Raw genomic sequence first — 18,384 nt, forward strand, 5'->3', positions numbered from 1 at the left:
TATACGCTTATCGGTGATGTTGACCCCCGTTCTGTTGCGCCGGTAGCCGGCTACTTGACGCCAGTGCCTGGCGGCGTAGGCCCGCTGACGATTGCGCGGCTGATGAAAAACACGGTGCAAGCAGCAAAACAACGACGTGGAATGTGAGACACGCTCAACACGAACACACTCGTCGGCAACCACCGCCAATGATGTTGACGTCATGTGACCACTTCAATTCACTGCCAGAAAGCAGAGCAAACCCTCGTCTGCTCGGTCTTTTTCTTCCAGGGAGCGGTAGTCAGACTACTGCCCGCTGCAACAGGATCATATACCGGCCTATCCATGGGTCGGGTCCGTAACGTGCCCTCCATTTCCTGTTGGATTCTCTGTCGTGCAAGTTCGACGTACCTGGGAACAATCTCCGCTCCAACGCCTCGGCGCCCATGACGAATGGCAGCAATCACCGAAGTGCCCGTTCCGAGGAACGGATCCAACACCCAATCTCCTTCATTGGTGAGAGACAATACTAATCGCTCAATCAGCTCAACGGGAAACTGGCACGGATGCTCGGTCTTCTCGACATGATTATTCTTTACATTATGGAATCACCCACAGGTCACCCGGATTTTTGCCCAGCGGGTTACAGGAGTACTGACTGGCTTTCGGACCCTTAAAGTACTTTTTCCCAGGGTATTTCTGAGGGACTCGCACCGCATCGAGATTGAAGACGTACTCATCTGATTTGGTGAACCAGATGATCGTTTCGTACCGACCGGAAAAACGGCGGCTACAGTGCAATCCATGTTCAAAGTGCCAGATAATGCGGTTCCGCATACGCAGACCAAGACCAGAGAAGATGGGATACAGGACGGTGTCCAAGGGAATGATGGCCCCTCGGTCAACGTAGTTTCCCACCTGCCAGCAAATACTACCTTGGGGGGATAAGGTGCGCACGCACTCGGCAATCACTTGTGCTTGCTGCCGGACGTACAGGTCAAGACAGAGCCTCTTTTCATATTCCTTGCCGATGTTGTACGGGGGTGAAGTGACAACGAGTTGGATTGATTCATCCGGAATCGCTTTCAAAAGATCGAGACAGTCACCGGGATAGACGACGATGGATTCGGATAAGGCGAATTCATCGGCAATCTTGCGAGCTTTGTTAAACAAGGGTTGAGGGTAAAACGTCATGCTCATTTCCTTCAGTTGGTCGTTCCGGTCAGACCTAGCACCTCTTGTTGCACTGCTTGATCTCGACGCACGCCTTCACCTGCGGTGATGCTCACCCGATAGTTGCAGTCTGTGTTGTAGCAGTAATGAATCGTTTCCTGTTTCCTAGTTACTTTCTCCAGCAAGAACGCAGCGCCACACTGAGGACATGCCTGCTTGATCGGCTTGTCCCACAAAGTTACGTCGCAGGCGGGATAGTTGCTGCACCCGTAAAAGATTTTGCCTCGGCGCGACTTTCGCCGAACCAGTTCGCCCTTACAATTCGTCCGTGGGCACGCAATGCCGAGCTTATCCTGTTTGATGTAGGAACAGGCGGGACGGCGACTACAGGCGATATACTCGCCGTATGGCCCATGCTTGAGCATCAGTGGGCTCCCACATTCGGGACACTTCTCGTCCAAGACCTTGTCGGCGGCGGCCAGTTGGCCGTCTTTCTTGATACGACGCGTTGTTTTGCACTCAGGGTAACCGGTGCAAGCGAGGAATTGACCCCAGCGCCCCTTTTTCAACGTCATCGGGCGACCGCAGTTCTCGCAGGTGACAGCTTCGTAGGGGCTCTCGGCCGACTCCCCGTCCTGTTGCGCCTCAGCAGACTTGCGGGTCGCGCCGCACGTTTGATTGGTGCACGCCAGATAGTACCCGTAGCGGCCAATCTTCAGTAGCATCGGCGAGCCACACTGATGACAGGTTTCCTCAGAGGCGACGCCCTTTTTCATGTTGTTCATTTTTTGTTCGGCTTGCCTCAGGTCTTTTTCAAACTTCTCGTAAAACTCACGAATCGCTGTGACCCACTGCCGACGCCCTTCTTCGACTTCGTCCAGTTCTTCTTCCATGCGGGCCGTGTATTGCACGTTGAACAAATCATCGAAGCTTTCGACCAACAGATCATTGACAACCATGCCAAGGTCTGTCGGCTTGAATTGGTTCTTCACCTTTTGGACGTACTCACGGTCCTGAATGACCGTCAAGATTTGCGCATACGTCGAGGGACGACCAACACCGTTTTCTTCCAGCGCCTTGACCAACGTCGCCTCTGTATAGCGCGGCGGCGGCGTGGTCATGTGTTGTTCCGGCTTCAGCTCGTTGAGCGTCAGCACGTCGCCTGCTGCGACTTTCGGCAACACGACGGACGCTTCTTCCTCATCTTTTGGCTGCTCGTCCTTCCCCTCTTCGTAGACGGCCAAGAAGCCAGCGAACTTCAACACAGAACCGGTGGCGCGGAACAAGTAGTCGCCAGCTTCAATCTCAATAATGGTTTGATCAAACACAGCAGGCTTCATCTGTGAGGCCACGAAGCGTTGCCAGATCAATTGATACAGGGCGAGCTCATCCTTGCTCAAATAAGGTTTGAGTCGTTCGGGTGTTCGCGCTACCGACGTTGGTCGGATCGCCTCGTGCGCTTCTTGCGCGCCTTCTTTGGAGCGATACACCATCGGCTTGTCCGGCACATACTGGTCGCCATACTGCTGCCGCACAAATGCGCGCACTTCATCCAATGCTGTTTCTGAAATGCGCGTTGAATCCGTGCGCATGTAGGTGATCAACCCAACGGTTCCTTCCTCGCCAATGTCAACTCCTTCGTAGAGCTTTTGCGCCAGCTTCATCGTCTTGGCGACAGGAAATCGCAACTTTCGCGAGGCTTCCTGTTGGAGCTTACTGGTGATGAATGGGGGCACAGGGTTGCGTTTTTTCTCTTTTGTCTCGACCGACACCACTTTGAACTCAGCGTGCTGGACGGCTGAGACAATGTGCTTCATTTCCTCTTCGGTCTTGACATGAACCTCGTTGGCTTTGAGCGGCTTGTCAAACTCACTGGTTTTTAGTGACCACGTGTTGCCATCCTCAGCGCGACCGCCAACCAATCGGGCAACAAACGGCGGCGGCAATGCAGCGCTCAGGTTGGCCTCTAGCGTCCAATACTCTGTCGGAACAAACGCTTGAATCTCGCGCTCGCGCTCGACAACCAAGCGCAACGCGACCGATTGCACACGTCCGGCTGACAAGCCGCGACGCACTTTCTTCCATAACAGCGGACTGACCTGATAACCAACCAACCGATCCAACACGCGGCGAGCCTGTTGTGCGTCCACGCGATGCTGATTGATCTGGCCAGGGTGCTCGAACGCGCGACGCACGGCGCTTTGAGTGATCTCATTAAACTGCACACGATACACCGGCTTGGGATCATTGGGGCCTACCAAGACCTCTTTCAGGTGCTGACAAATGGCTTCGCCTTCACGGTCTGGGTCAGCGGCCAGATAGATAGCCTCAGCCTGCTCAGCCGCTTCTTTCAGATGCTTAATTGTCTTGCTATTGTTCCGCTTGCGACTATCGGGGATGATCTCGTAAGTGGGCTGGAAGTTATTCGCAATGTCTACCCCAAATTCGTTCGCCGGCAAATCTTTGATGTGGCCGATAGAAGCCATCACACGATAGTCTCGACCCAGGTATTTGTTAATCGTCTTGGCCTTGGCCGGTGATTCAACAACAACCAAATTCTTAGCCATAACTCACAACTTTTTGATAAAGTTTTTTCCGGGAAGCTGCTTGATGACATCCTTGATTTCCAGATCAAGCAGCACACGCATCAACTCCGGCGAATCCAGTTCGCTGCTCATCAGTAACGTATCCATGTGAACCGGCTCGTCAGTTGACAATAGGCCAACCACTCTGGCCTCTGCTGGACTGAGTACCAAGGCTGGCTGTTGAGGTTGATCGGTATCCGCTGTCGTTTCATTGGCCAAAATCCGTTTACGCACATCGTAGGGGAGTTCTTCGACCACATCGCGCCATGTCTGGACAAGTTTGGCGCCTTGTTTGATCAAATAGTTTGGGCCGAAGCTCTTGCTCGACGTGATATTGCCGGGCACAGCAAACACCTCGCGATTTTGTTCCAGCGCCATTCGAGCCGTAATCAACGAGCCGCTTTGCGGCGCGGCCTCGACGACAAGCACACCTAAGCTCAATCCGCTGATCAGACGATTGCGGAACGGAAAATTGTGCGGCACGGCCGGCGTGCCCAGTGTGAATTCGGTGACCATGGCGCCATGCTGGCAAATCGGCTCTCGCAATGAGCGATTTTCCCACGGGTATTCCACATCCAGCCCGGTACCTAACACGGCGATGGTTTGTCCGCCGGCTTCCAGTGCTGCTCGATGCGCTGCGCCGTCAACCCCTCGGGCAAAACCAGAGACGATGACAAGCCCGCGCGTGGCCAATTCACAGGCCAGTTGTCGGGTTGCGTTCGCGCCATACGTGGAAGGCTGGCGTGTGCCCACAATAGCCACCGATGGCTGATTCAATGCGCGATCGAGATCGCCCATAGCGTAAAGCACAATCGGCGGATCATGAATCTGCTTGAGCAAGGCCGGATAACGTGGATCATCCAACGTGAGCGCCTCGGCTTTGAGCCTGTCCAGCTTTTTCAATTCCTCATCGGCCAGCCGACGTGGTTCGCTTGAGTGCAGTTGTTGGATCAGGTCCTCGTTCACTCCGACGCCGGCTAAGGCGGCCCGAGAGGCTGTCAATACGGCGCGAGGTGTTCCAAAAGTTTCCAGCAAACGCGACGCCGTTCGCGAACCGACACCGGTGACTAAGCTCAACGTGATCCACTCATGCAATGTCGCGTTGGTGTCACTCATCAAGAATCTCCGCGTCGGTGCTCAGTCTGTCCGTGGCGGAGGCGAGTGAGAATCGAACTCACCGGACCCGCCTCTCGACGAATCCCAACGGGTTTGAAGCCCGCGGAAGCCACCAGGCTCCGTGCACCTCCAAACTTGACAAGCTAACGGAATGGTTCAGGGAAAGTCAAGTGAGGGCTCCCTCAACGCACAATGGCATTAAGTTGGTGGAGTTGGATAGAACGCGGATGCGGCGGATGCGGCGGATTTTCACGGATTGATCCGCGTTGATCGGCCGAATCCGTGTCATCCGCGTTCCATCAACGGCATTAGTTCGTGGAGTTGGATAGAACGCGGATGCGGCGGATGCGGCGGATTTTCACGGATTGATCCGCGTTGATCGGCCGAATCCGTGTCATCCGCGTTCCATGAGCTTCTTAACTCAATGCCATTGCTCTCAGCGCAATCCCCGTTGAGTAAAACAAACTCGAAACTTTCTGCGCGTCGCGCGACGAAGCAATTCTGGTGACCTCACTCGAAGGCGAGTTGGCATAGAGAGGAAACTAAGTCGAACTGACCTTTACCCGGATGGAGAAGCTCAATAAAATGGCGCAGGCGGGTGAAATGCCGCTCGTTGTTTGACGCAGTTATGCCCTGCCCTTTGCCCGTCGCTAACGCGATGGTCTGTAACTAACGAGGCGACGGGTCGTTGCCGTCGTTGCGCGGCGGTGGGGGCTGTGGTACGGGATTTGCTCAATAGACGGTATTTGCTCATTTCCGACAGCATGAATTGAAAGAAGGAGGATTCAAACAATGAGGAAAAATGTACCGTGTTGTTTTACTGCATTCTGCGCGCTGGCACTGCTGCTGGGCATGAGTCTGGCAGCACCCGCTCGCGCGCAAGAGATCACCGGAACGATCGCCGGTTTCGTCAAGGATACAACCGGCGCGGTTGTTCCCGGTGCTGATGTCCGAGTTCGCAACATGGCCACCGGGTTGGAGCGGCAGGTCTCCACCAGCAGTGAGGGAGAATATACCGTGACGTTGCTGCCGGTTGGCATGTATGAGGTTCTGGTCGAAGCGCCCGGCTTCAAGAAAGCGGCTGTGCGGGACATCAAGCTGTCGGTCAATGACCGATTGCGGGTAGATGTGACGCTTGAAGTCGGTCAAGTCACAGAGACGATCATCGTCGTCGGCGAAGTCCCCGCCGTGCAAATGGAGACGGCGGAAGTCGGCACGGTGATCACGGGAACGCTCGTGAAAGAAATGCCTCTCAATGGCCGAAGCCTTTATCAACTGGTTGCGCTGCAACCAGGTGTGTCGGCTGCCGGCGCCCTCATCAGCGGTCGCGTCGGTGTCGGCCTGGATAATCTGGCCTCGGTCAACATCAACGGTGCGCGCGCGTCGCAAAATAACTGGCTCATTGATGGCGCGGACAATGTGGACACCGGCTCGAATCTGGCCGTCATCAATTATATCAGCGTGGACAGCGTCGCCGAGTTCAAGATCCTGCGGGGCAACTATAGCGCCGAGTTTGGTCGGAGCGCCGGCGGACAGATTAACGTGGTGACCAAGAGCGGAACCAATAGCTTTCACGGGGGAGCCTTCGAGTTCTGGCGCAATGACATCATGGATGCGCGGAATTTCTTCAGCACGTTGGATCGAGATCGAGACGGAAAGGCCGATCCGGCCCTGCTCCGGTATCACAATTTTGGCTGGAACCTCGGTGGTCCCATCAAACGCGACAAACTCCTCTTCTTTTTCAACCAGGAAGTGCGGCGGGTTCGCACCGTGCGTGGTGGAGGTGTCGTGATCACGCGAGTGCCGACTGAGCGTCAACGCCGCGGCGACTTCAGCGAATTTCCTTCGGTGGTGATTCGTGATCCGTTGACGGGTCAGCCCTTCCCTGGAAACGTCATCCCTGCAGATCGCATAGACGCGAACGCGCGAGCGCTTTTGTCGGTCTTTCCTTTGCCCAATTCCGATCCGGCAGTTCTGGGCGGGAATCGAAACTTCTCGGCAGCGGCTCCGAGCGGTCGGAATTATCGTGAAGAGCTGATCCGCGTGGACTATAACATAACGGATCGTCACAAAGTGTTCGGTCGCTTCATCCACGACAGCATCCCCTCGACCGAACCGTTCGGCGAGATCTTCGGCACCAACAATGCTGCTTTTCCTGGTGTAGCCGATACCAAGACCAACATTCCGGGACGAAACCTGGTAGCTGAGTGGAACTGGATTGCATCGCCTACGTTGGTTAACAATGTGGCCTTCAATTACTCGCGCGGCGCTATCGTCAGTGAGATCACCGGTCGCGCCTCGCGGAGAGCCGCGGGAGTGAATATCCCTGAGATCTTCCCGGAAAACCCTGCCGGCGTCTTACCGGGTATTTCCTTTGGCTCCGGCGGCTATGGTGGGTTCAACTTCTTCGGCCCCTACGACAACAACTACGGCTCCTATCGCGTCAAGGATACGCTCTCACTGGTTCGCGGCAGACATGCGCTCAAGATGGGCGTGTTGTTGTCATGGGAATTCAAGAATGAGAACGCCGCCAGCGGTACCAACGGCGCGTTTGTCTTTCCGGGGACGTCGTCGGCAACCTACACTTCAACCGGAGATGCCTTTGCTGACTTTCTGCTCGGTCGGGCGTCGTCCTATAGCGAATCAGACATTGACATCACTTCGCACCTTCGTTACGACATGTACGAAGCGTTCATTCAAGATGATTGGAAAGCCACGCCCAATCTGACGCTCAATCTCGGTTTGCGCTGGTCGTTCATTCGTCCGCCCTATGACACGAAGAATGTGCTGACGAATTTTGATCCAACTCTCTTCAATCCCGCCCGAGCATACCAGATTGACTCCGCGGGTAATCGCGTTCCTGGAACCGGCGATCCGCTCAACGGCCTGGTGATTGCGGGGCGGAATTCACCCTTCGGTCGTCGGGTGGTGGATTCGCACTGGGACACGTTCGGACCTCGATTTGGCTTTGCCTGGGATCCTTTTGGCACTGGCAAGACGGCGATTCGCGGGGGCTACGGCATCTACTTCGACCGCACGCTGGTGGGCATTGCCTTGCAGAACGCCTTTATCAATCCTCCGTTTGTGACGACGGCGGAATTTTTGGCGGCTGGAGCGGCTGGCACGCCGACGCTGGCGAATCCTTCTGGTGGAGCACAACGGAATCAGGAGATCATCGTTCGGAGCCTGATCTCCATGAGTCCGGAGTTTCTCGTGCCGACGGTGCAGCACTGGAGTTTCGGGATTCAGCGGGAACTCTGGTGGGGGATAGCCGTGGATGCATCCTACGTCGGCAATCACGGGACGCATCTGCTCAGGGCCGTGCGCATCAATCAAACGCCGCCGGGTACTCCGTCTCCTCCGGCAGCCTATGCGCGATTCCGCGGCTGGGGAACGATTACTGAACGGCAAACGTCGGCCAGTTCTCGATACGATTCGTTCCAGCTCGGCTTGAACAAGCGGTTCTCGCACGGTCTGCAGTTTGGCATCGCCTACACGCTCTCGAAAGTCATCACGGATTCTCCCGACGACCGCACGACCATTGCTCAGGATGTGCGGAATCTCCGACTGGATCGGGCGCTGGCGTCTTACGATAAGACGCATATTTTCGTGGCCAATTTCCTCTACGAGCTGCCGTTCTTCCGGCAAGCGCGACGCGCTGTCTACAACATCCTTGGCGGCTGGCAGGTTGGCGGGATCGCGCGAGGTGAATCGGGTACGCCGCTGACAATCACCATCTCGCCCAATCGCGCCAACTCGTTTTTTGGCGCGGCACAGCGGCCTGACCTGGTGGGCGATCCTCGAGGTCCGAGGACCGTGCGGCAGTGGTTCAATACGGCGGCCTTTGCGCTGCCGGCGCTCAACACCTTCGGCAACGCCGGGCGCGGCATTGTTCGCGGTCCGGGGCTTCATCTGTGGGACCTCTCGATCTACAAACGGTTCCGCGTGACCGAATCCGTCGGCATGCAGTTCCGGGCAGAGTTCTTCAACGCCTTCAACCACACCAATTTCTCTGGCGTGGGAACAGTGCTAGGGACGCCGACGTTTGGTCAGGTCACGTCGGCGCTCAGTCCGCGTGAAATCCAGCTCGGTCTGAGAATTGACTTCTGACGTAGCCGAGCCGCTGCTGTCTTTCAGAGAACCGAAATGGGGAAGCGGGCACGACCCGCTTCCCTGCGTGCCTCTCTGAGAAGTTGTCTGACTCGTCGTCGGAAGGCCATCCAGATGTGCAATGTATGGAATCGTTCGCCCGAATGCCTCACGCATTGGAGTTGTTCATGTCGCCCGCGGCGACGCCTCGAGTGGTTTGTGAACGAGTTTGCCATGGGGTGCAGGCTCCCAGCGTGCATCAGCCCGCAAGATGCGGGGCCCCCCAGGCTAGATGGAGTTGATCGCTCTAGAAACGACGAGAACGGATCACACACGGAACGCCAGTGCCAGACTCTCACAGGAATCGCCCATGAGCTCCGCGCTCGCCACGAACGATGAAAACACAATTCTTTGGTGAGCTTCGTGTGTTTCGTGGGCTATTTTCACGGGGTCGTCCTTGGGAAGCGGCGTCGTTAGACGCCGCCAGCGGGTAGCCAGACGTGAAACGTCTGGGGTCGGACATCACCCCCAATTCCCAAGGCGCCTTGGAGAGGCGCCAGCAGTTCTTCCATGGAGTCGTTCATGCAGGTGAACCGCTCGCCGCGAACACACACGGCTTGGCGCATCTCCAACGCGCCACGAGTGTTTGACCTGCTATTCCAGACGTTGCACGTCTGGCTACCTTCTGTTTGCGCCTCCGGCGCAAGCTGAGCTTGGACGTTTGCCGAGGAATCGCCCTTATGCTCCGCGCTCGCCACCAAGTTTTCAAGGGGGACTTCCGCGAGAGAATAATCGCAATAAAGGAATTTGCATCCGCGGCTATCAACTGCCGCTAACGCTAAAGCCCGGCCCGTGCTCAACTGGCCAAACGGCCATCCAGCAAAATCAGCGTGGCGCCTACCAGGTTGTAGACAAAATGAATGACAAAACACGGCAGAAGCCGGCCCGTGTATGCGCGAACGGCTGTCAACACCAGGCTCAGCAGCGTCAATGACACCAAAACCAGGAGGCTCCCTGCATACTGTGGAAAATGCACCAGCGCAAACAGCGCCGAGATACCGACGATCGCCGGAACCCGTCCCAACCGTGCTTCCAGTGACGGATACAACACGCCGCGATAGACCAGCTCTTCAACGAACGGGGCCGTCGCCACAGCCAGAAAAGCGACCCCCAAGCGAACCGCCGCCGAGGTTTTAATCAATTCCTCAAACTCCGTCGCTCCACTGGGCAAAAACATCTGCAAAAGAAATGACGAGCCATATACCAGGATCACTGTGAGCAAGGCTTGACGAAACCGAAATCGCGGATGCCATGACCACGCAATCACCTCGGTGAAACGACGACGCCAGCCGGTCACCACCGTCCATGCCATGAACATTGTCAATACATGGACAACCCCAACGCCGATGACGCCGATCAAGGCCGCTTGCGGGTTATTCATGAGCTCCTCCATGTTCTCAAGCGTGAGAGAAAGCCCTTTCGTTTGCGCCCAGATGCCAATCATGAACGGCGGGAGGGTGATCATCGTCAACATGAAGAACGCCAGCAGCGCGAGTGCCGTGCCTAAGCTCCAAGGCGGCGGCGTGCCGGCCGAAGCAGGCTCAGGCCCAGACCACGATGGCGGCGATGAACCAATCGGCGAGCGGCACATCGGACAGACGGAGCCGCCAGCCGTCACCATCTGCACAGGCGACCCGCAATATGAACAAAAACGTGTGATCTGTGATTCCATACAGCTTGGTTGCTACCGGAGCATATTAACATACCGGCCAAGTACTATTCAAAAATTGAGCTGTCAAACAATGATATGAACACTCCCAGAAGACCGGCGCGAGACAAGATGCGCCCATTGACTCATCGGTCTCTGAACTACTTCACCTCATGAGCCAATGGGCCAATCATTCCATCGCGCGATGCCGTAGCGGTGTGCCGATCACTGTTCCGGTTCGACGACAATCTCATTAACGACTGATTTGACGCCATCAATCTTCTGCACCCTTTGCTGAGCCAGCGCTTTCTCCTGCTCGGTTTTGACCGTTCCGTAGAGAGTGACCACACCGCGTTTGACTGAGGTTTGTACTGACTGCAGGGCTAGTTCATCGAGCACTCTGCGGACTTTCTCATCAATCGCACGGTCACGCTCTCTAGCTTTGTCGGAGGCGATGCCGCTGGCCACTATCAGCGGGAGAATGCCCGTCGGCAAGCGCGCTTCGGAGACCAAATCGCTATTCTCGCGCCATGAGCCGATGACCACAGGCTCAGATGAGGCGCGAAATGGCGACAGCGCGTGCGCCAGTCGAGGCTCCTCTGCAATCGCCTCTTTGCGGAGCGCTTCAAACAAATCGTTGAGCGCAGCAGACGACACATACGCCCAGACGGCCAGGTCCTGAGGCATGCCTTGCATGGCACGCAGGAAATCGGTGTCAGCAGCCAGCGAACGGCCTGACTTACGCTCGCGAATCAACTGTCGTAACCCGTCTAAGTTAGGATTAAACGCGAGGAAATTACCAATAATGGAATAGCCACCATCGCCAAGTTTCTGGATATCCACGTCACCTTCTCGAAGGGAGGTTGAGGTGGTGGATTGCTCGGCGCTCATTATCCTCGTTAGATTCTTGATCACGCCTTCGATCACCTCACGGTTGCGTAGCTCCAGCAGAACATTCAGGTTTGTTGGAAGAGGTGATTTTTGCTGGATTGTCGCTTCGAGGAGAAAATCAAGCGAATCCAGGCTGATGGTGATGCCTCCCAGCGCCGGCAGGATCTGATCGCGGATGCGATAGCCGAGCATGAGTTCAACCATGGGAATGAGCGAGCCGCTGCCTTCCTTAGCCCCTGCCATGGTGTTCACAATCGGCACGATGAGATCGTAGAGCGTCTGCCAATCAGGCATCAGCGTGACGGCGAAATCGGTGCTGGGGGGCAACCACTGAGCAGCTCGCAACCCATTTTGGCCACTCTTGAATAAATTCCACAGTCCGCGTGTTGTGCTCGCGGTTTGCCGGTCGAGGGCAAGCGCTTTGATGATGGTCTGGGTTTGATGGAACTGGAGGCCGGCAGCTATCTTAGGAGATTGCTTCAGATCAACCAGGCGCGACATGTCCAGTACGTCGGCCACAGCTCCCACGTTAGCTTTCTTTGCGACATCGTCAACCAGCTCAGTTGCACGGCCCAGATTCACATACAAAAAGACTGGCGAATCAGCCAGCCGCGCACGCGCCGCCACGTAATCAAGCTCACCGGCCAAACTCTTGACCGGCCCGCGCGCTGTCACGATTCGATTGACCACCTCTCGATCACCAGCAACCAACGTGTCATGTAAGCTGGCAAACGTGATCCCAAGCTCATTCTCCTTTTTTCCAGATAACCGGGCGAAGGCTTGTTCCAGTTCAGACTGCTTCTCCAGCGCCAGCAGCAAATTGTCCGGAGAAGTAAACTTGATCAGAACTGCCACCAACGGGTCTTTGTTGTTCGCGGCGGAGCGGGTGGGAGCACTGCCAGCGCGTTTTTTCCTGGCCGGCGCAGCGCCTTTCTTTGAGGCTGGTGCTGCCTTGACCGGCGGAGGAGACCAGACGCCAATGGCCATATCAGCCCCTTCAACTAATGGAGCAAGCATGGACCAAGCCGTCTCTAGCAGTTTCGCCTTTTCTAACCCCTTCTGGTAGTCGTCGTCTAACAACGGACCAAACCTTTTGAAAAACTCGAGCAGTTGCAATGACTCAATCTGCGATTTGATGTCTCGGACTTCCAAATAAGCCATCGCACTCGTGTCAACCAATTGATCGAGCGGCCGCGCAGGCGTTGCTTGCGCGTTACTCGTCGCCGGCTGAGCTTGAGAGGCAGCGCGGTTGGCTTTGGTTTGGCTGGCTGCTCCAGCACCTTGAATGGCAATCATCCCGCCCAGCAGGCAAAGGGTCACAGCCAGGACGAAAAGCCGAAGGCGCGTCGTGAACATTCTCATGGTATACGCTCCTTATTTGTAAACTTGTGATGAGACATCACAGATGCCATTGTACACTAAAAACATGGCCCATGAGATAACCGGAGAGAATTTTTGCTTGACCTTCCAACAGACCGATAGCCATCGCCTGAGCAATTGTTCTGCTGGCCTATCATCGTGCCGAGACGAACACACTATGCTTGAGACCGATGACCATCACTTGATCAATAGCTCTGCTGTCACTGAAGGGATCGAAGCAGCGGAAGCGCAGCAGGTGGCGCGCAAATCATCCACCGCATCACCGCGTCACCGCCACCCGCCATGCGCCTCTGCCATGCGTGAACGCAAACAGCGTCGTTTGACCATCTCGCTCCAGAAGCGAGAGCGCTTCGGTCACCACATTGGCAAAGCCTGTGTTCTCGACAAACCATGTGGCGCCGCCATCGGTCGAGACAAAGACGCCCACATCGGTGCCAATATAGAGTCGCTGTGTGTCGCGTGGATCAACGAGAATCACATGGACAGGAATATCCGGCAAGCCGGTCTCACCCTCGCCATCAATCGAGGTCCAGCTCGCGCCGCCGTCGGTTGTCTTCCATACGTGCTTACCGCCGAAGGTTGAATAGGTCGCGTAGGCGATCATTTCATCAATTGGATCAAACGCGACCCAGGAGACATATCCTGCGCGCGGGCGAACAGAGGGCCAGACCGTGTTGCTTGAAGCCGTCAGCGCGCGATCCGTGCGGTAGATGAAGCCATCGCGCGTGCCGGCCATCACGCGATTGGGATTGGTTGGCGCGATCGCGATGGCGCTGACCGAGCGATTCGTGCCGCTTGGACGGATGTTGACACTGGCTCGCTCCCATCGGTTACCGCCAGTGGTAGTCCGCCACAGGAATTGGCCGCCTGTCCACAGACGTTGCGGGTCATTTGGGTCCATCGTGAATGGCGTGATGAACAGAAGGCCGCCGTCGTTCAGGCCATTGGTGATGCTGAAAAACGACTGGCCGCCATTGGTTGACTTGCGCAAGTCTCCACGTTGCGTCTCGGCATAAAGGATGTTGGGATTGGTCGGATCAACAGCGCAGTAGCCACCGTCGCCGCCGAGGATTTCGATCCAGTTATTCGGGCCTAGTTCATCAGTCCCTAATAGCGTTCCGTTGTCCTGCGTGCCACCGAAATAGGCCTTCCCGTCAGGCATCGGCACGCCGTGATAAAATTGTGTCACTGCATAATTGTTGTTGAGACCTCGCCAGACAACCCGACCACTGGCAGGATTACATGGCGCATTTGGCTCGGTGGCCACCGGTGCCCGCGCATTGGTGGTGCGAAAGATGCCGCCATCGTTGGCCACATAGAGGATGCGATTGCTGACGCCATCGTACTGGGGATGGAACACCAGCTTGTGCTGATCGGCATGCACATAGCGAACACTGCCCGGACTCGCCCACCAATGCGACGCCTGCCCCCAACTCTTGCCGCCGTCGTCCGAGCGAAACAGATCAACACCGCCAACCCAGACGCGATCAGGATCAACCGGATCAACAGCGATGGCCATATCATACCACCCTTGATTGATGAACTGATCGCTGCCGAAACCGCACAGCGAGGCAACAGCGTAAACGGGATTGGAAAGCAAGAGGGTATTGAGCCTGTTGGGATCAGTGTTGCGCACTCGCGCGGTCCACGAACCCGGATCGCCGCTTTGATCAGAGCGAAATACAGCATGGAGGCCGTTCACATACGTCCCTGAAATAATGCTGGCCGAAACAGCATAAATGATGTTCTGGTTAGAGGGCGCAATAGCGAGCGCCGTGCGTCCCATGCCGTCTTCATTTAAGACAACTTCCCAGGCCTCATCACTCTCGGCTCGGATGTTTCGATAGACGGCCCCTTGAGCAAACGTGCCACAAGCAGCGAACAGATAATCTGATGACTGATCAGTCCGAATCACCAAATCCAAACAGCCGCCCGTGACATTCACGGGAAGCACAACCATCCAACTGACCCCACCATCGAGCGAGCGCCAAACGCCGGTGCGCGTGGCCGCATAGAGCCGACGCGAATCATGAGGGCTGACAACAAGAGCGTTGACGTAGTGAAAGTCGGCTGTATCAGTGCCCTTCAACCGAAACCACTGCATGCCGCCGTCGTCGGTTTTGAAGATACCCGCGCCGCGAACCGAATCTCCATTGAAATACCCTTCACCGGTCCCTGCATAAATGACGTTGGAATCATTGGGGTCCATCGCCAACGAGCAGACGGCTATATTGGGAAGCAAGTCGGTTAAGGGCGTCCAGTGATTTCCTTGATCCCAGGTCTTCCACACTCCACCGGCTACGCCGGCTGCATACATGATGTCGGGATTGCGCGGATCAATGAGCAACGCACGGGTACGGCCGCCCACATTGCCCGGACCCAACGGCTGCCATGTCCCTAACGCTTGAGCAGCCGCCGGCCATGACAACCAACGCCTCTGCTCAAGCGAGGGCAACTTCAGATTAAGCGCCGTCGAATAGCGCGGCATTCGCTCAATGTGTCGGATCGCAGCAAAGTATCTCTCCAGCGGCAACGTCTTCATGCCAACCGGCAGGCGCTTGAGCAAGTAGAAGGCTTGCGCTTGGTCTGGTTCATCATACCGGTTGGATTGGCGCTCTTTTCGTTGCTGTTTATGCTGGAGCCAGGCCATCTGCTCTGCGGTTAGAGCGGAGGCCGTGAACGGCGGTGGCAGCAGCGATGAGCGCGACGGCGCTATTCTGGTGTAAGTTCCACTGCTGACCAACGCTGCTAATATGAGAGCGGTTAAGATCAACCGATGAATGCGCGAGAATCTCGATGGTGACATGATTCACTAACCTTTTTCCGGGCTCATCTATGAAATTAGACTCAAAAAGATTCTAGCTGAGATTGCTGGTATGTCAACGCAGAGCAAGGAGCGCTTCAATATGTGTCTCCGGTATTTTTGAGGAATCGCCCCTATGCGACTGTGCGCCACGAGCCATGAAAACGAAGCCACCGAGGTGACAGAAGCCACCGAGCGCTCCCTGCCCTCTCTGCGCCCTCTGTGGCCATTTTCAAGGGAATCGCTCCTATGCAACAGCACGCCACGAACGATGAAGATCCACTTGCCACCAGCCTCCAAGTGCCGCTCATTCGCGCTTCACCGGTCTGAGCGTTTCATCCAGCCAGCCATTGAGGGTCAGCACGTAGACCTCTGGCTGAGGGATGTGTCCTCCTTCATACACGATCAGCCGCTTCGGCTAGTCTGGAGAAAAGCCATGTTTTGATGAAGCCACATGGAGACCAAGAGCAAGAACGTCTCGAGCCGCAGTCCACGATTTTCTGTGCGCAGTTCATGAGATCGTCATGATGGCAGATCACCTTTCAGAGGCCGCGCAACCGGCCTGCGACAACGTTGCCAAACGCGCAACGTGTGGGGCGGCAGAGCGAACCAGAGTGGCGTGCTGCAGACGCGTCCAGACGTGCGCATTCGCGGCCAGCGACCAGACAGCATGAACGAGTTGATGAGGGAACGGTGGCGCCTGCTGAAGGCGCGATATTAGCATCTGAGCCATGAGCGGCAGCCAGCACTTTGGCGCAGCAAAAACCTATCAGTAGACAAATTCTCGGATGTCGTAAAGCGTGACATGCGGATTGCCGACGAGTTGGCGGCGCAAGCTGCAACGAAGCGCGTCAAGCTGTTGCTGCTGTTCGTCAGGTGTCAGTGAACGAATCCGCGCTTGCGCAGCGTGCTCACTATACTCGGAACCGGGCGTTTCGACCAACGGAGATAGATACACGATGTCTTGCGAATCAAGCGATAGTTGGCTCAGCAGAGCGACCGTTTGCTCAACGTGCTGGTCGTAATAACGATCTCCGCCCACACCAATCAAGATAATGAGGCCAACGCTGACGCCGGCTTGTTTAAGCGTTGCCACCGTATCGAGCACCTGCTGGGACGTCGCCGGTTTGTTCAACCATCGCAACAGGTCATCGCACCCCGTCTCCACGCCAATATAGACGCGCCGTAGATGCCGCTCGTGCAGTGCTTGATAATCGGCGAGTGACTTTCTTTCGCCAGTGAACGCATCGAGAAACGAGTAGATGCCCCGAACACGCGGGCGCGACTCGCTGCCGATGCCACCCGCGTCGTCAGCCGCCACAACAAAGGCTCGGTTGATCTGATCAAACAGCGTCAACAAGCGGTCTTGTGGGATCAACAGCGCATTGGCGTCGCCCAGAAAAATCGTCTGCCGGAGATTGATCGCCCGCCCGAAAAAGCCTTTCACCGCCTCGATGTGTCGCTCAAACTCCTCGCCCGATTTGATGCGAAAGCGAATCTCCCGATAAAAGTGACAAAACGTACACTGGTTCCAGTGGCAACCTTGGGTGGCTTGTAGCACCACCGCATAGTACTGATCCGGTGGCAAGATGCCGACAGGCGTATACGCCGAAAAAAACCGCTCACGTTCCTGCTCCAGCCGATCAACCGTCCAGGCAGCTACTTGGTTGAGCCACTCCTGAGCTTGCCGCGTTGGGAGGCGGCCGCTGAGATGTTCCGCCAGTCGCCGCATGCGCGCTTCGGTCTGTCTCAAGAACGACTGCTTCTCTTCGGCCGATAACAAGCGAATCTGCTTCCACGGCGTCGGTTGATTCGGTTCGCGCCATTTTTTAATGACCCGATTATCCAGCGTTCTGACGTAGGTCTGCTCATTCACCCACGCTGTCAGCAACCTCCCTTCCGCATCAAACGAATAAACCTCCTCATCGTCAAACGACACCGCCAGCGCGTTTGGCTTGACGCTCAGCAGCACGCGTTGATTTCCGTTGACACGAACTTCAAGCAGCATTGTTGTCTCCATCTGACAAGATGTTGTTCACCGAGCAACACTTGATTGTAGGAATTTTGCAACCCGCTCACAAGAGAATCGGCCCATGCGCTGCGCGCCTGCCACGAACGATGAAAATGGTTATTTTAAGGGGAGCATGCGTTTTGGAGTGCGGCGGCAAGCCCGCAGGGCGCGACGCCGCTTTGGCCTGCTGCGTTGTGTTGGGACCGAAAGCGCCGTCGCCGCTTCGCTCTGCCGGCGCACTCCAAGAAAAAGTCAGGAATCGCCCATGCGCTGCGCGCCTGCCACGAACGATGAAAATGGTTATTTTCAGGGGAGCATGCGTTTTGGAGTGCGGCGGCAAGCCCGCAGGGCGCGACGCCGCTTTGGCCCGGTGCGGAGTGTCGGGACAGAAAGCGCCGTCGCCGCTTCGCTCTGCCGGCGCACTCCAAAAACTCAGGAATCACCCTTACGCTCCGTGCGCGCCACGAACGATGAAAATGGTTATTTTCATGGGAGCATGCGTTTTGGAGTGCGGCGGCAAGCCCGCAGGGCGCGACGCCGCTTTGGCCTGCTGCGGAGTGTCGGGACAGAAAGCGCCGTCGCCGCTTCGCTCTGCCGGCGCACTCCAAAAACTCAGGAATCACCCTTACGCTCCGTGCGCGCCACGAAC

Annotated in this window: 8 protein-coding genes, 1 tRNA gene and 1 pseudogene; 2 read left to right on the forward strand and 8 right to left on the reverse strand. The window is 56.3% G+C overall.

Annotated features, from left to right (window positions below; genetic code table 11):
- A partial coding sequence (locus NZ823_11865; GenBank protein MCS6805819.1) for a bifunctional methylenetetrahydrofolate dehydrogenase/methenyltetrahydrofolate cyclohydrolase occupies positions 1-147 on the forward strand: 147 nt, incomplete at its 5' end.
- A 71-nt stretch (positions 148-218) separates the two neighbouring features.
- Here NZ823_11865 and NZ823_11870 read toward each other — a convergent pair.
- The 4 genes and pseudogenes from NZ823_11870 to NZ823_11885 all read right to left on the reverse strand — a co-directional run bounded on the left by NZ823_11870 (position 219) and on the right by NZ823_11885 (position 4,984).
- A pseudogene (locus NZ823_11870) lies at positions 219-1,173 on the reverse strand (site-specific DNA-methyltransferase).
- Positions 1,174-1,184: 11 nt separating this feature from the next.
- Positions 1,185-3,719 carry a type I DNA topoisomerase gene (gene topA / locus NZ823_11875; GenBank protein ID MCS6805820.1) on the reverse strand — a complete coding sequence of 845 codons (2,535 nt, stop codon included), beginning with the start codon at positions 3,717-3,719 and terminating at the stop codon, positions 1,185-1,187.
- Positions 3,720-3,722: 3 nt separating this feature from the next.
- Positions 3,723-4,853, reverse strand: a complete 1,131-nt coding sequence (dprA, locus tag NZ823_11880) for a DNA-processing protein DprA (GenBank protein MCS6805821.1) — start codon at positions 4,851-4,853, stop codon at positions 3,723-3,725.
- Positions 4,854-4,886: 33 nt separating this feature from the next.
- Positions 4,887-4,984 (reverse strand) — tRNA-Sec (locus NZ823_11885).
- Between the two features lie 661 nt (positions 4,985-5,645).
- Between NZ823_11885 and NZ823_11890 the strand changes: the two genes are divergently transcribed.
- Positions 5,646-8,963: a carboxypeptidase regulatory-like domain-containing protein gene (locus tag NZ823_11890; GenBank protein MCS6805822.1), complete on the forward strand. Its 3,318-nt coding sequence runs from the start codon at positions 5,646-5,648 to the stop codon at positions 8,961-8,963.
- Between the two features lie 835 nt (positions 8,964-9,798).
- Here the strand turns inward: NZ823_11890 and NZ823_11895 are convergent.
- From NZ823_11895 to NZ823_11910, 4 genes are all read right to left on the reverse strand, one after another.
- Positions 9,799-10,674 carry a CPBP family glutamic-type intramembrane protease gene (locus tag NZ823_11895; GenBank protein ID MCS6805823.1) on the reverse strand — a complete coding sequence of 292 codons (876 nt, stop codon included), beginning with the start codon at positions 10,672-10,674 and terminating at the stop codon, positions 9,799-9,801.
- 201 nt (positions 10,675-10,875) lie between these two features.
- The gene (locus NZ823_11900; GenBank protein MCS6805824.1) at positions 10,876-12,903 is read right to left on the reverse strand and encodes a BON domain-containing protein; all 2,028 of its coding nucleotides are present in this window, start codon (positions 12,901-12,903) and stop codon (positions 10,876-10,878) included.
- A 277-nt stretch (positions 12,904-13,180) separates the two neighbouring features.
- Entirely contained in the window at positions 13,181-15,727 is a 2,547-nt protein-coding gene (locus tag NZ823_11905; GenBank protein ID MCS6805825.1) for a hypothetical protein, read from the reverse strand.
- A 766-nt stretch (positions 15,728-16,493) separates the two neighbouring features.
- Positions 16,494-17,732, reverse strand: coding sequence for a radical SAM protein (locus NZ823_11910; protein ID MCS6805826.1), 1,239 nt, complete (start codon positions 17,730-17,732; stop codon positions 16,494-16,496).
- Positions 17,733-18,384: the final 652 nt, after the last annotated feature.

The organism is Blastocatellia bacterium (assembly GCA_025054955.1).
Taxonomy (GTDB): Bacteria; Acidobacteriota; Blastocatellia; order HR10; family J050; genus JANWZE01.